This is a genomic window from Hydrogenophaga pseudoflava NBRC 102511, from assembly GCF_001592285.1.
Taxonomy (GTDB): Bacteria; Pseudomonadota; Gammaproteobacteria; order Burkholderiales; family Burkholderiaceae_C; genus Hydrogenophaga; species Hydrogenophaga pseudoflava.
Genome location: NZ_BCWQ01000006.1, coordinates 231734 through 244862, shown reverse-complemented (window position 1 = coordinate 244862; position 13129 = coordinate 231734). Strand labels below are relative to the sequence as shown.

Annotated in this window: 8 protein-coding genes; 4 read left to right on the top strand and 4 right to left on the bottom strand. The window is 59.8% G+C overall.

Annotated features, from left to right (window positions below; all coding sequences use genetic code 11):
* The first annotated feature begins 305 nt into the window (after positions 1-305).
* A complete protein-coding gene (locus HPS01S_RS09860) occupies positions 306-2015 on the top strand; it encodes a hypothetical protein (protein WP_066154686.1) in 1710 nt (569 codons plus the stop codon).
* A complete protein-coding gene (locus HPS01S_RS09855) occupies positions 2012-3769 on the top strand; it encodes a hypothetical protein (protein ID WP_066154684.1) in 1758 nt (585 codons plus the stop codon). Before HPS01S_RS09860 ends, HPS01S_RS09855 begins: the two co-directional genes overlap by 4 nt.
* A 45-nt stretch (positions 3770-3814) precedes the next feature.
* Here the strand turns inward: HPS01S_RS09855 and HPS01S_RS09850 are convergent, their stop codons facing one another.
* Positions 3815-5272: a hypothetical protein gene (locus tag HPS01S_RS09850; RefSeq protein WP_066154681.1), complete on the bottom strand. Its 1458-nt coding sequence runs from the start codon at positions 5270-5272 to the stop codon at positions 3815-3817.
* Positions 5273-5795: 523 nt separating this feature from the next.
* Here HPS01S_RS09850 and HPS01S_RS21785 point away from each other — a divergent pair.
* Together HPS01S_RS21785 and HPS01S_RS09835 are read left to right on the top strand one after the other, a co-directional pair.
* Positions 5796-6559 (top strand): IS5 family transposase gene (locus tag HPS01S_RS21785; protein WP_157576209.1). Its coding sequence is split into 2 segments (ribosomal slippage): positions 5796-6111 and positions 6111-6559, totalling 765 coding nucleotides; the frame shifts between segments, so codons are not numbered across the junction.
* Between the two features lie 224 nt (positions 6560-6783).
* On the top strand, positions 6784-7380 hold the full coding sequence (locus HPS01S_RS09835) for a recombinase family protein (RefSeq protein WP_066154676.1): 597 nt from the start codon (positions 6784-6786) through the stop codon (positions 7378-7380).
* A gap of 294 nt (positions 7381-7674) precedes the next feature.
* On the opposite strand, the gene HPS01S_RS09830 is transcribed toward HPS01S_RS09835, so the two are convergent.
* The 3 genes from HPS01S_RS09830 to HPS01S_RS21780 all read right to left on the bottom strand — a co-directional run bounded on the left by HPS01S_RS09830 (position 7675) and on the right by HPS01S_RS21780 (position 13071).
* Positions 7675-8280 (bottom strand): hypothetical protein, encoded by a 606-nt coding sequence (locus HPS01S_RS09830; protein WP_157576206.1) that lies wholly within the window; start codon positions 8278-8280, stop codon positions 7675-7677.
* 581 nt (positions 8281-8861) lie between these two features.
* The gene (locus HPS01S_RS09825; protein WP_066154669.1) at positions 8862-12110 is read right to left on the bottom strand and encodes a toprim domain-containing protein; all 3249 of its coding nucleotides are present in this window, start codon (positions 12108-12110) and stop codon (positions 8862-8864) included.
* Positions 12111-12477: 367 nt separating this feature from the next.
* Complete coding sequence (locus HPS01S_RS21780) at positions 12478-13071, bottom strand: hypothetical protein (protein WP_157576203.1); 594 nt, start codon at positions 13069-13071, stop codon at positions 12478-12480.
* Positions 13072-13129: the final 58 nt, after the last annotated feature.

Here is a 13129-nt window from a genome sequence, read left to right as displayed (position 1 = left end):
CCGTGGCCTTGGCGCCACCGTTGGCTAAACCCGGTCCCGGCCATGAACAACCCCTGGGTCCATCAACTTGTGCGGCAGGTCAAGGCTGTTTGCGGACGTTCACCAGCGTCTGCTCTGTCGAAGCGCTGTCTCGACAAGAGATTCAATCGGAACCCGTACGCCAACACCAACAAGCACCGACCGTGTGTGCCTCTGAGCCGTCCGTCTGGTAATCTATTTTTCACTAATAGTCGGGCAATTTCGTGCCCAAGTCGGACCGCGGAAGCGCCACGATACGAAACAATGTAGCCGTAAGTGGAGGCGCTATGGACCCCCTATCCAAGGCAGCAATTGAGGAGCGGCTTGCACTGCTGGTGTCTGGTCGATTTGTCGAGCTTAGAGCTCTGACGCTGCTTCAGGACGAGCAGCAAGATCGAAAGTTGCATGAGCGGCTGGCTGAAGCGGACCTCCGGGAGGTTGACCTCCTCGATTCCTTCGAGCGATGGGTTCCGGTCAACCTGTACGCCGCATGCCACACGGTGTTGCCGGCGCTTGGCCTCTCCAGCCGGGCCGATGTTCCGCGTTTAATGCGCCTTCTGCGCATGGTTTCTGTCGGCACCGACCCGCGAGCTCACTACATCTCCGAAGCGCTCCAGGTTCGATTTGCAAGCCAGCCCACCCTCCCGCAAGAGCTCGCGGCGTGTTTCGACGGCGACGGTCCCATCACTGACATGGCCTGCCGGGTCTGGGCGTCAAGCTTTGCTGCGGCTCACCCCGTCGCCGCCGCCCAGTTCGTCGTTGACCGGCTGGAGCCATCGGCCGGCGACCAAAGAGCTGTCCGTGCACTGGCTGCAACCATTCCTTGGTGGGCAGCCGAGGTCAGAACCCTGCTGACGTCACATCGTCAGGCCATGCTGACTTGGCTGAAATTCTTGCTAGAAACTAACGCAGACGACGCTTGGTACTGCCTTGTCGAGTTTGGGCAGTTTGATGCCGATGCCTACGCGCTGGTGGCCGACGGTCTCGAGCGCGGCGTCTCGTCAGCCGCCCAGCACGTTGCTCGCACCCTTTTCAGGATGGATGGCACAGCCTATGCAGTCAACGAAGTTCCCTTGGCGGACGTGCTTCAGCGTCTCGTGACGCTAGCCTGCGCCGACGCCACTGTGGGCGACAACGTGGACCTTGCCCTGAGCTCCTGCCTGAAGAGGCAGAGCCAACGGCCAATTGCGATTGATTGCGTACGCACGCTGGGGGCCGGGCCGGACGACGTGCTCAAACGCTTCGATTCGACCTTTTACGCGCTCAGTGAAGATGCGGCGTTGTTCAAGGAAGTCCTGACCGGCTGGCTGCTCAGTCCGACTGCGTCCTTCAACGTCATAAGCGCCGCACTCAACCTCGTGGAGTCAAACCGTGCCCCTGCGGGATTGGATGAAGCGCTCTTCGCAGGAGCTACCCCGCTGGCCAGGACCAAGGCCGTTCGCCGCCTTCTCGGCCTGCTGGGCGACGGCGTGGCGTTGTGCCAATTCGCGGCCGACATTGCCAGGATGGTGAGCTTGGGCGACGCCGGCATCGAACTCGCGAGTCAGATGTTCAACCTGCTCAAGGACGAGTATCCCCGCGCGACCGAGGACTTTCTGAAGCCCCTCGCCGCGTCGGCACTCAGGCGAGAACGGGGCGCCCAAGTCTTCCGCGGGGTCTACGCCATCGTCATGACCTGGAAGCGGCACCTAGAGCGACTACCTAAGCGGCCAGAGCTTCATATTGGTGACGCCGATGCCATGGCGTTCAAAACCGCGCGCATGAAGCAGCAGCGAGAAATACACCGCGGAGCAGAGGCAATGTCTGTTTTCGCCTCCGTGATGACGAAGGTTCACATCGCTCAGGGCCATCGCTTCACAAGCCACATGCAGGATGGGCCGTCCCCCATCAGCGATATGGGGCACTTCAGCCATGCGGTCGAGCTGCCTTCCTCAGAGCTGTCTGACCCCATGCGTGGCCTTCTACACAGGATGCAGATGCGGGGGACGTCGAGATGAAAGACGCGCTGCAGTTATTGGTCGCCGACTACCTCAGCTTGATGAAGGAGTCGGGTGAGCTCGATGCCTTCATGCCCCTCCTCATCTCCGGTATGGGACATCAGGTCTTGCACACCGCCCAACGGGGTGTGCGTGAGCAAGGCGTTGACATGGCGTCAGTCGGGAAGGCCGACGACGGACGCAAGACGCTCTTCATGTGGGTCCTCAAGTGCGGAAATGTCGGCCGCAACGAGTGGAACGTCGGACCTCAGTCGGTTCGCCACTCGCTGGAGGACCTGGTTGACGTGTACATGCGCGGCAACATCCCTCCGGAGCACAAGAAGCTGCCGAGGAAGGCGATTGTCGTCACGAACGGCGAGTTCTCGTCGAACGTGCTGCCGAACATGACCGGCTACTTTGAATCCCTGAAGGAAAGGCACGGCATAGAGGTCGTCGCCGTCAACGGCTCACTGCTGGCCGCCTGGACGGTAGATCACCTCTTCGATGAGCACATCCTTCCTGCCGAACGCCGAATGCTCTTCCGAAGGGTGCTGGCGAACGTGAGCCAACCTGACCTCTGCATCAGCATTGGCAGGCAGCTCATCGACGCATTGGTGGCAGACCTACCCGTCACCGAGGGTTCAAAGGCCTCCCGAAAGAAGCGCACGCTGCTGGCATTGAGGGGTGTTCGTGCGGTGCTGTCGGCGTTGACGCTTCGAGGCGCCGCTGAAGAGAACGTGTTGGCGCCCTACAGGCTGGCTGAGTACGCCGTCTTGGCTGTGTGGTCCAAGCTCCATGGGGAGCTCGCAGGCGCTACCGCTTCTGACAGCGCCAAGGAGTTCGGAATGCTCTTGGGCGAGACCATGACCGTCGCCATGCGGTATCACGAGCGGCTGGACGACTTCTACAGGACGCAGGACGCCTTTGCCTACGTGCTTCCTGACCACTTGTTCGTCTCCAAGCGCATCTTCGAAGAAGCGGGGCGGCTTGGGCTTCAGGGCTGTTTTTGGGCTTGGCACAGCAAATCTGGCCATGAGGACGTCGGTATGCACTGGGCGTACGCGCGTCGCCTGGTGTGGCTGCTGGAGACCCATTCAGGCCTGCAGCTCCCTGCGTTCGACCATCAGGCGACGGACATTCACCATGCCTTGTTGTTGCTGGCTATCACGGGTCACTTCGAGAAGGCCAAGGGCTGGGTGAGTGCGCTCTGCCAACGACTTGGCGTCGCGCGGTCGAAGAGGGAGCTTTGGCCGACTGTGCAAACCTTAGAGCAGCAACTGCAGGTTCGCTTCGACTTTGAAGAGCCGACCGATGACGGGATGTCGTGTTCGACCCTCATACCTATCCTGCTTCTCTGGACGGCGTTGCTGGGCATTGATGAGGGCTACAAGTTTCTCCGCGAGAAGCTGATTCCCGAGACCCGCTGGAGCACCCCGAATCTCTGGAGCCCTGATGTTGGGTACGACGCTTTGCTTGCCAGCCCGCGAGGCTTAGCCAGCCACGGTGTCGGCGAGACCCTGGCTTACGTTCCTGAGGAGCCGTCTGAGTACCTCTCCAGAATGGCTAAATCCTTGCCTGGCGTCGAGCCCATCGCCAGCGCTGATTGGTACAAGGCCAATTTCCCGTTCATACCGATGCTGGCGGCCTTGCACTGGGAGCTGCAGCTGCCCCGGGAGATGCTTGTCCAGCAGGCGATCGCGTTTTGTGAAGGCGGGACAGCGCTTGCGCGTGAACTGCAAGCAGCCGGACAAGCGCCGGCGGATGGAAGGGCGTAGGGCTGACCTGCCTGCGAGGCTCGCGCGGCAGCGCCCTGGCCGTTGCTACTGGAAACCCAGCGCCGCTTGGGCTTCCTTGCCCTTGAACTCCTGAACAGGCCAGCCCTTCACGTTCCGCGCGTTGAACCTGCCGTCATAGCCGATGTGCACGAACACCAGCCGGTAGACCAGGGTCACCAGCTTGTAGAGGTCATCGAAGTGAACCTGCATGGTTTCGTCCTTGGGCACCCAACTGCCGTGCGCCGTTGGGTGCCTCAACTTATCCCAGGCCCTGATTTCCTCGCCGGTAACTGCGCCAACGTCCTTGAGTAGTCTCAGCGAGTCGATGGTCCGACCTCCGGCTCCCAGCAAGCTAAGTAGAGCATCTAGCCGCTCTGACAGCGACCGTTTGTCGGGTAGCGAATTGGCCTCGCCGAACTGCTTAGCTAGGTCATCCAGCTCGGGCATCTTCATAACCGCTGTCTTGATGGCCTCCACAACTGCCAAGTGTGCCGGAGTAGCCTTGGATCGACCAGCAAGTTCTCCCACCTGCGCCAACGACTCCACCGCGACCGCAAGGCCCAGAGCTACAGCCGCCATAGAGGCACCACTCAGGTCGAACAAGCTTGCAATCTTCCGGGTGAGCAGCGACATCCGTTCAACGTCCCCGTCCTTGCAAGCGTGTTCGTAGTACGCCGTGGCCAGGCTGTAGAAGTCCCGGTCGGCGAAGCGATCCTCTATCGGTGGTTTAACCAGACTACCTCGGGCCGGCCGATGCTTGAAGAACGCAATAGACCGTAGCGTCCCGTGAGCCACCTCCGTGCAAACCGGCTGGGCCAACAGCGCTGAGCAGAACATCATCGTCTCCTCAATCCGCGTGTCGAAGTTCCGCGGTGGTACGGCTCCATCCACCGCTTGCACGCTCAGCTCGCTGCGCTCTACCGTGTCGTCTCGAAACCGGCGGACGTATGTGAGGTCGAAGTTCGCAAGTCGACCCGTGGACCTGTCCCGGCCCACGAAGCGACTACCGTCCCTGCCCGCCTCGTCGACGCGGTGGTTCTCGGGCATTCGCAGTCTCTCGATGTACGTCAGCCTCGCGGCGTAGGCAGACTCCTCGGCCTGAGAGATGTTCTCTACGTAGCTCGCGTCAAAGCGAACCTCGCATTCGTCCTGACCAGGTCGCTCTCGCACGAAGACCCGGGGGCAAATCCAGTGGACTCCCTTGTTCGTTACCGCCTCAAGCTGGAAATACTGGTCTTCCCGGACCAGCTGCCCCAGCTCGTAGTCCTCCACCATCGACAGCTCCGCAAAGACATCCTCGATGGAGCTTCCCGGTTTTGGCGCGCGAAACGCGCCCTTCACCCCGAAAGACTTCCCGAGTTCCAGGGTCCCAGGTGCCTCGTAGACCGTCGGGTCCTGTGCCGCCAACCGGGTGAGCCGGATTCGTACGCACGGAATCCGAAGTTTGTCTTCAAGGTACTGGTGAATGTAGTCGTCTCTTGAGGTAGGTACGGCGTCGGTCATGTGCTGGCAGTTGGGCTGAAATCCAGTTGTTGGAGACGATCCGCGCGAGAACCACCCTGATCGCGAATTCCCTCAGGTCCCGGGCGCTTTCGAGCACCTGGCCCTCCCGCAAGGTTCTCCAAAGAATGCACAGCAGTATCCCGCCAGACGCATCTTCTGCCGCGAGAACATAACGGCGCCGTTTCTGCGTCAACTTGCGCTGGCGAGCCTAGCCCGCGTGGTGGAGCGAATTTGTCGAGTGGTACCAATTACAAGCATATTGCTGTTCAACCCTTCGCTCCAGCGGACGGCTTCGCCGCCCGTATACCATTGACGTTGAAAGGCAACTCCCGGGCGTTGAATCCGGCCAGCCGAAGTACCGCAACCGCTGCGGAGCGGTCGATGTCCTGGATATGCCGGCTTGAGGCTGGGATCTGAGACCTGTTCACACGAATGATAGGAAGTGTTGCCATCGACCAGGGCCATACCTAGGGCGTGTTAACACTAATGGCAATGACGGCGATGGCGATGGACACTCTCGGGTATGGAAATCACGCCCGAACAGTTCGCCACCATTGAACACTGTCTGCCCAAGCAGCGTGGCAATGTCAGCCTGAGCAACCTGCAAGTGGTCAACGCGATCCTCTATGTGGCCGAGCACGGCTGCAAATGGCGTGGACTGCCCAAGCGGTTTGGCAACTGGCACACCATCTACACGCGCATGAACCGCTGGACCAAGGCGGGAGTCCTGGACCGCATGTTCGAGGAGTTGCAGCGAGCCCAGGTCGTGCGCATCAAAATCGAGGCAGTCTCGCTGGACTCCACCAGTATCAAGGTCCATCCCGACGGAACGGGGGCGTTAAAAAAAACGGCCCACAAGCCATCGGCAAGTCCAGAGGCGGATGGAACACCAAGATTCATCTGGTTGCCGCGGATGCTCGAACGGCCGTGACGTTCTGCCTCTCGCCAGGACAAGCGCACGACGCCCCCGAGGGGCGACGCCTCTTACAAAGCCTGGGGCCAACAAGCTGGCCCGTTCATTTGCTCATGGATCGGGCATACGAGGGCAACGAAACTCGCCAGCTTGCCCTGGATCTGGGATTCATTCCGGTTGTGCCCCCGACCAGCAAACGCCTTGATCCTTGGCAATACGACCGGGCCATGTACAAGCGCCGCAACGAGGTCGAGCGCCTGTTCCGCCGACTCAAGGGCTATCGACGCATCTTCTCGCGGTTCGAGAAACTCGATCTCATGTTCCTCGGCTTCATCAGCTTCGTCCTTGTTGCTGATGGACTGAGGATGTGTTAACACGCCCTAGTCCACCTTTACACAAGGTGGCCATCACGTGGTGAAACGCTTGACGCAGGTGGAAACCCTCCTGCCTGCCCCGAATCGCCTCTCCATCCCTGAGGACGGTGTCCGGAAAGGTTCGGATTCGTACACGGCCTCCCTCGGGCGTACGAAACTGGGCTTGATCATATTTGGTACACTTCCTAACATTCGGACATAATTAACGTACATACAGATCGACCATGAGCCGGGTTTTTGCCTACTGCCGCGTTAGCACGACGGAACAAAGCACAGACAGCCAGCGCCACGAGATAGAGGCTGTCGGCTTCGTTGTTGACAAGCGGCGCCTCATAGAGGAGAGCATCAGTGGCTCCGTGGCTGCGTCCGAGCGCCCGGGCTTTCAGAAGTTGCTGGACAGAGTGGAGGAAGGCGACGTGTTGGTCGTAACCAAGTTGGACCGGCTGGGCCGCAACGCTATGGATGTGCGCGCCACTGTGGAGAAGCTGGACGCTATGGGTGTCCGTGTGCACTGCCTCGCATTGGGCGGTGTTGACCTGACCAGCCCAGCTGGCAAGATGACTATGGGCGTGATCGCCGCAGTGGCCGAGTTCGAGCGTGATTTGATGCTGGAGCGCACTCAGGCTGGGATTGGTCGGGCAAAGGCCGCTGGAAAGAGATTTGGGCGGCCTTCAGCGTTGACGCCGGTACAGCAACGGGATGTGGTCCTGCGCATCATGGTAGGGGATGCCATCGCCGCGATTGCGCGAGATTTCGGTACGACGCGTCAGACAGTCATGCGGCTGCGCGCCAAGCACGAGAGCCAGGTGTTGCTTGCCTGAACGGACTGTAGAAAGAGAGATCGAAATGAAACCCGACCCAAATCTCGGGGAATGTGCGATCCCGGGAATCCCGGATCGACTATTCGATGGATACGACTGCGACGGACCACAACCGTCCGATGAAAAGGTCCAGCAGTTGTTGGCCGCGGCCCCACCAGAAGTACGAGCCCGCGCCGCCGAATTTGCCCGGCAACTGGAGGCCGCCAGCCTTTCCTCTGGCAGTTATTGTCGGAAGCCGGGTGCCGACGACGAGTAGATTGATCGGGCGGATACTCGTGTAGGAAATCGAATCATTCAGAACCCACGCGCTGCCGCCTCGCCCTGTACTCGCTGCAACCGCTCCATGATGCGGCGCTGACACTCGGGTGACTCCTCCCCGACAGCGTCGACGATGGTTTGATAGAACGTCGCTGCGCGCTCGGTGCTCCATGCCACCTCGGCTTGCTGCAGAGCCAACCGGATCAGGTCGCAGCGCATCCGGTGAGCGTCGCGTAGTGCTGGCGGCACGCGTAACTTGACAGTCCCGTCAGCTCCCTTTGTCAACGCAAAGTCGCGCATCAGCTGCGCGTCCTGTTCCAGCTCATCCAGCATTCGCCAGAAATTGAGCGCCTTGTGCGTGGCCGGTACTGGGTCTTCGACTGAAGACAGTTCTTGCAGCGACGGGATCTGCGCGCGAACTTCCGGCGCCAATCCCACTACAGCATCAGCATCGGCCTCGTCGCTGAAGTCGCCGACGGTGGCCCGACGCCACCGCGCCCAGGTTGCGTTCGGAACATCAGGAAACTGCTTGCGCGCAAGTTGCAGACCGTCTCTTACGCCATGCTTGCCGACCAGTCGCCTGATCGAGGAAATCGCATCGTTACGCTGAGGGTGTGCGGGCCGGGCCATCATGTGCTCCATCTCAAAACTACTCCCTGACATTCTCTAATCACGACCAAAATTCCCCAAAGGCGGCTTGTGATTAGCACCTGCGACCAGCAGTCGAAGTCAAGAGCCAGATCAAGCCGAAAACTATCCGACCAAGGGGGGGCGTGACTCATGGTTCACAAGATGGTTCACATCACGAATTCAAGTCCAACAAGGGTTTCCGCTCTTCTGTGAACCTTGTGAGCCATGTGAACCAAGAAAGAAAAAAAAAGGGGATAGCTTTTTCCCTGCATAGGCATATGGGTGTGTTTGTATGTGTCTTGCCACTGGAAAACAGTTCACAAGTTCACAAGCCCTGTAAGCCATTGAATTTATTGAACTTGTTGTGTAGCCAGTCGGGTCACAAAACCACTAAAAGTGAACCACTTTCGTTCACTACTACGCCTTTGCACTGTCATCCTGCCTAGCCAAGACGGTTGAACACTCCGCCCTTTACTCCATAGCCATAGGGTGTGGTGATTTGGCTTGTGCAGAAGCGGCCACGGACCGCGGTTTCACCAACACAAAAAGCTCGGAAATAGGGCGGACGCCAACCGGCGACGGTTGGAGCAGGATTAGAACGCTTCCTCACAATCATCTTGGCCGAACACCGAGTCGATCGGCACCACGAAGTACCCCTGTGCATTGGCCGATTGCCCGGGAAACCTTGTGGTCTTTTTACTGCGGCCCAGCGCCTTTTCGCCGGTCATGGCGCCAGGCAAGCGCATCAGCAGCCCCTTCATTCCCACCTTGAAGGGCGTCTCACGCATCAGCCTTTCGCGCTCGGTGTTCTCATTGCTAATGAACAGATGCTTCTTCCCGCCAACGTGATCGATCTTCATGCCGAACTGGCCCAACTTCTTGCGCGCTTCCATAGGCTTGATCGAGTCCTCGCCGCTGTAGCAACCGGTCTCTATCGCGATCAGGTCGGACAACGTGAAGGTAGAGCCAGAGTCCATCCTGACGATTGCACCCAGCAATATGTTCAGTGCGCGCTGGGAGTCGTCTTCCTCGCCACCATCGCGATGCTCAGACCAATCGTAGCGGTCGATCAGCTCTAGGGCTACACCCGGTGTTGCCAGATCGTCCGAGACGAGCGACCACGCGCCCGCGATGAGGGTCCCGTACTGATCGCCTGCGCGCTGCGTACCAAAACGCTGCGCAGCCACGTCAGTGAACACCTCGATGTTTTTGAGTGTGATGGGGAGGAGGTCAATCGAGCGCCGAAGCAGGCGCTTCGAGATAGTCTTGTCGCGAATGACGCAGCTGTAAATCCTCTCTCGAAGCTGGCTCCATGTCGCGTCGCCATCTTTCTTGTTCTTCACTTCCCCGCGCAAGGTCAGCACCGTCAAGCGGTCGATATCGGCCTTATTCTTGGTCGCGACCTGAATCGACGCCAAGCAGAACATACTGCGGATGTTGAAGCGCATCCCCTTGCCATCGGAGGTGCCCAGAAATGTGATCGCTCCCGACTCCGAAGACGCCTGACGGATCAGCGACAGAAGCTTCTGTATGCGCTGAACGTCGTATTCCTCCTTGGATTCCGACTCATCCATCAACACGGGCCTGGCGTCGCCCCCTAGCGCTTGGCGGATGCCCGGCTCAGAGGAGTTCCCTTGGGCATACACAGCTGTCTCGAAAATCAGCCGGTTGGCGATGTTCGCCAGCGTAGTCTTGCCGGACCCCGCGGAGCCGGTGATCCAGATGTGCGGCCGCCACGGCAATGCACCGCACACCGTCGCCAGGGCAAGCCAGCCACTGAATAGCAGTGCCGATCCCGGCATGCCCCATCGGAACTGCTGCAGTAGCTCAAGTAACTCGGCGCCTTCGGCAGCAGTCAACCCGGTCTCATGCGGCTCCGGCAGCGAATGCGCCCGTTCGTAAACGTAGCGAGACGAAATTTGGGTGACGTCGAGTCGGGAGCTGTCAACGGTCAGGTAGGCGCCGTGATGGAAGACGACGCGGCCATCGTCGACCCAGGCACCGCGGCCGCGCACCTTACTGGGGTCATAGATGCCGCGCTTTTCGGCCGTGCGAATGAGGAACTCAGCGGCTGCTTGCTTGTCGATACCAGGATTCTTTCCGCGGGAAAAGTTCGTTTCCCACCAGTTCAGCGGCGCAAGCTCGATCAAGCCAGCATCCGACATGTCGGACTTGGTGATGTCCGAGACCTGTCCGGTGTTGTGTAGGAAGAGGTAGTACGTGCCGCGGTTGTGGCCCAAGATCGTGAAGTAGTTATTTCGTGCGAGTCCGGCTTCGCCATGGTCACCGGTACGCACACTTACCGTGCTGTCGCATTCGACCGCGCCCGCCAGCTGGCCGTTTTTCGCCCGAGGCATCGATTTATCGACGAGTTCGCGTGTGGTTGGATCTTCGCCCGCAACAGCGTCGATGCCGTCGAACATCATGTCAAGAAAATGCTCGCCCCAGCCGCGCCAATCATCAGCACTTGGCGGCATCTCAGCACTGGCGCCGAACATAGCAGCCACGCGCTGCACCTCAGCATCTTGGCTTGATGCGGCCATGATGTTGATCACCGCCTCCGGATAGGCACGGCGCGCCATCGCTGCGACGTGTTCCAAGCGGTCATCTGCTGCCAAAACAATCGTGTCGTTCTCAATGAGTGGAGCGCCACTTAGGCCAGCGACTGTATTTGACAGCCGCACTAGACACTCATGTGCATACGCTACGCCCTCTGCTTCGAGCTCGGTCGGCACCAACACGACGCGTGTTGGGCGAGCGCGATCTTCAAGCGCAGCCTCAATGAGATCGCGCACGAAGTTGAGACCGAATAGCTGATGAAGGTCATTGAAGTCTGTTGGACCGCTCAGCATTCCGGTGCTGCCTGGCTTACCTTCGGTGCGCGCAAACGGCGGAGTCACGACCAGGCCGCCAACGGCCTCGGCCGCTTTGTTCGCCTTGGTCAGACCTGGATTCTTGGGCACGTGCGGGTTCTCGTGCGTCGGCCCTGTCCATTGGTCGTTGTCGGCCAGCAGCACGAACAGGGCGTCGGGGAACTTCTTGTGCAGGGCCTTGGCCACCGGCACCAGGTTCCCGGCGTCGAACGCCACGATGCCGGCGTGGCCCGTCGCCTCGTGCGCGCTCGCCACGGTGGCGTAGCCCTCGCCGATCATGATCACCATGCGCTGCCGGCCGACATGCTCGACGGTCACAGGCTTGCCCATGGCGAAGAAGCAGCCCTCTTTGACGCCGTCCTTGAGGTAGTCCTTGTCGCGGTCGCCCCAGATCTTGGCCGGGAAGATGGCCTGCATGCTGCGCAGCGCCTTACCGGTGTCTCGAATCGGGATCAGCAGCGCGCGCTCGGCGACCACGTCGACGCTGCCGGTGTCGTGGTCGATTTTCTCCCACGGGCCGACGCGCAGACCATGAGAGAGCACGCCCTTGCGCTTGAGGTACGGATGGTCGTCGCCATCCAGCGGCTGCGCCTGATCCCACATGAACTGAGCGTGCTGGGCCGCGGCTTCCTGCAGACGAAGTTTCTCGGCATCGCGCGCCGCGCGCTGGGCTTCCATTCGCCGGCAGAACGCCAGCCGCTCCTCGGTCGTCAGTGGCTTGATGCCCTTACCGGACCATGTGAACTTTGCCTCGTTGCCGTACCTCTTGTTGCAGCCGAACGCGCCGGACGGCAGACCGTCAAGGTGCAACACGTACCAGCCGTTGCGCGACAGCTTGCGGTCGCCCACCACGTGCATGCGGTGGAACTTGCCGTCAGCGATTAGGGCGTCATCGGTCCTGATGTCGTGTTCCGCCATTGCGCGACGGAATTGATCGATGATTTCTGCCTCGGTCATCGCGGCGTACATGCTTCAACTCCGAGGGCGGCTCGAATGCCAGCCACCGGCCAGCCTAGGCGGCCATTGATCCGAACCGGACGTAGGCCTTCGGGAAAGGTCTCAGCGCAAGCCCAACCGCGTAATGTTTGTGGGCGGCGCATAAGATAGTGCGCAGCCTGTTCAGTCGGTATGGTGGGGCGGGTTACTTTCTCCAGCGGAGGAAACTGCCTTGGATCAGAAACAGCACTCTGGGCTGCGGCGCCTTGGTGTTTTTCATCGCGAACGACTGGCATATCGATTGTTCCCAAGCCTTGCGGCCTCGTTGATATGCATCGATCATCGTGTCACGACCAACCCTCGTGTAAACCATCCCTCGTCCCTCAGCATGAGGGAGGGGTCATTCCTCTTCGTGGACGTACTTGATTTCTCTTCCCTTTCTAAGCCGTTCCCAAGCAAGTTCAAATACTTTCTCGCTTTGGAAAAGATCGTGTCGCTCACCAAGAAGTGCCTTGCGCAAGTCAGCCTTGACTCCTGCATGACCTTTCGGACTTTTCGGCAGGCGAGTTGGGTCTAGTTCACGGGCACTGAGCGCGGCACGAATGGCCGACTCTTGAGCCCTTTGACGGGGCATTGCGACAGGTGCAACGTTAGAGGCCTGATTGTCTATTTCCTGCTGTGCTGAGGTGACTTGAACGTTATACCCAAGCTCTGCCGCAAATGACCGCAAGTCGCTCAGTGAGACCACGGCCGAGAGTACTTTGACGCTTGACGCGTCTGGTCTTATCGGTGTTCGGGTTTGGGGATCACGCACACAAAGCCGACCTTGTCGTACCGCTTCCAAGAGTCCGGTTCCAAGTGCGCAATCATGCTGCATGCGCTCGGTCAGACTGTTTTCATCAGGGAACTCAGCAACCGCCAGCAAGAAACCAACCCCTCCATAACCGTCAAACGGCACGAACTCGCAACCGGCTGGCAATCGGATTGATTTCACAGATCCTCCAGAAATCTCTCCCGTGCATCGAGCCCTGGCATGCCAGTGGGAGGCCTGG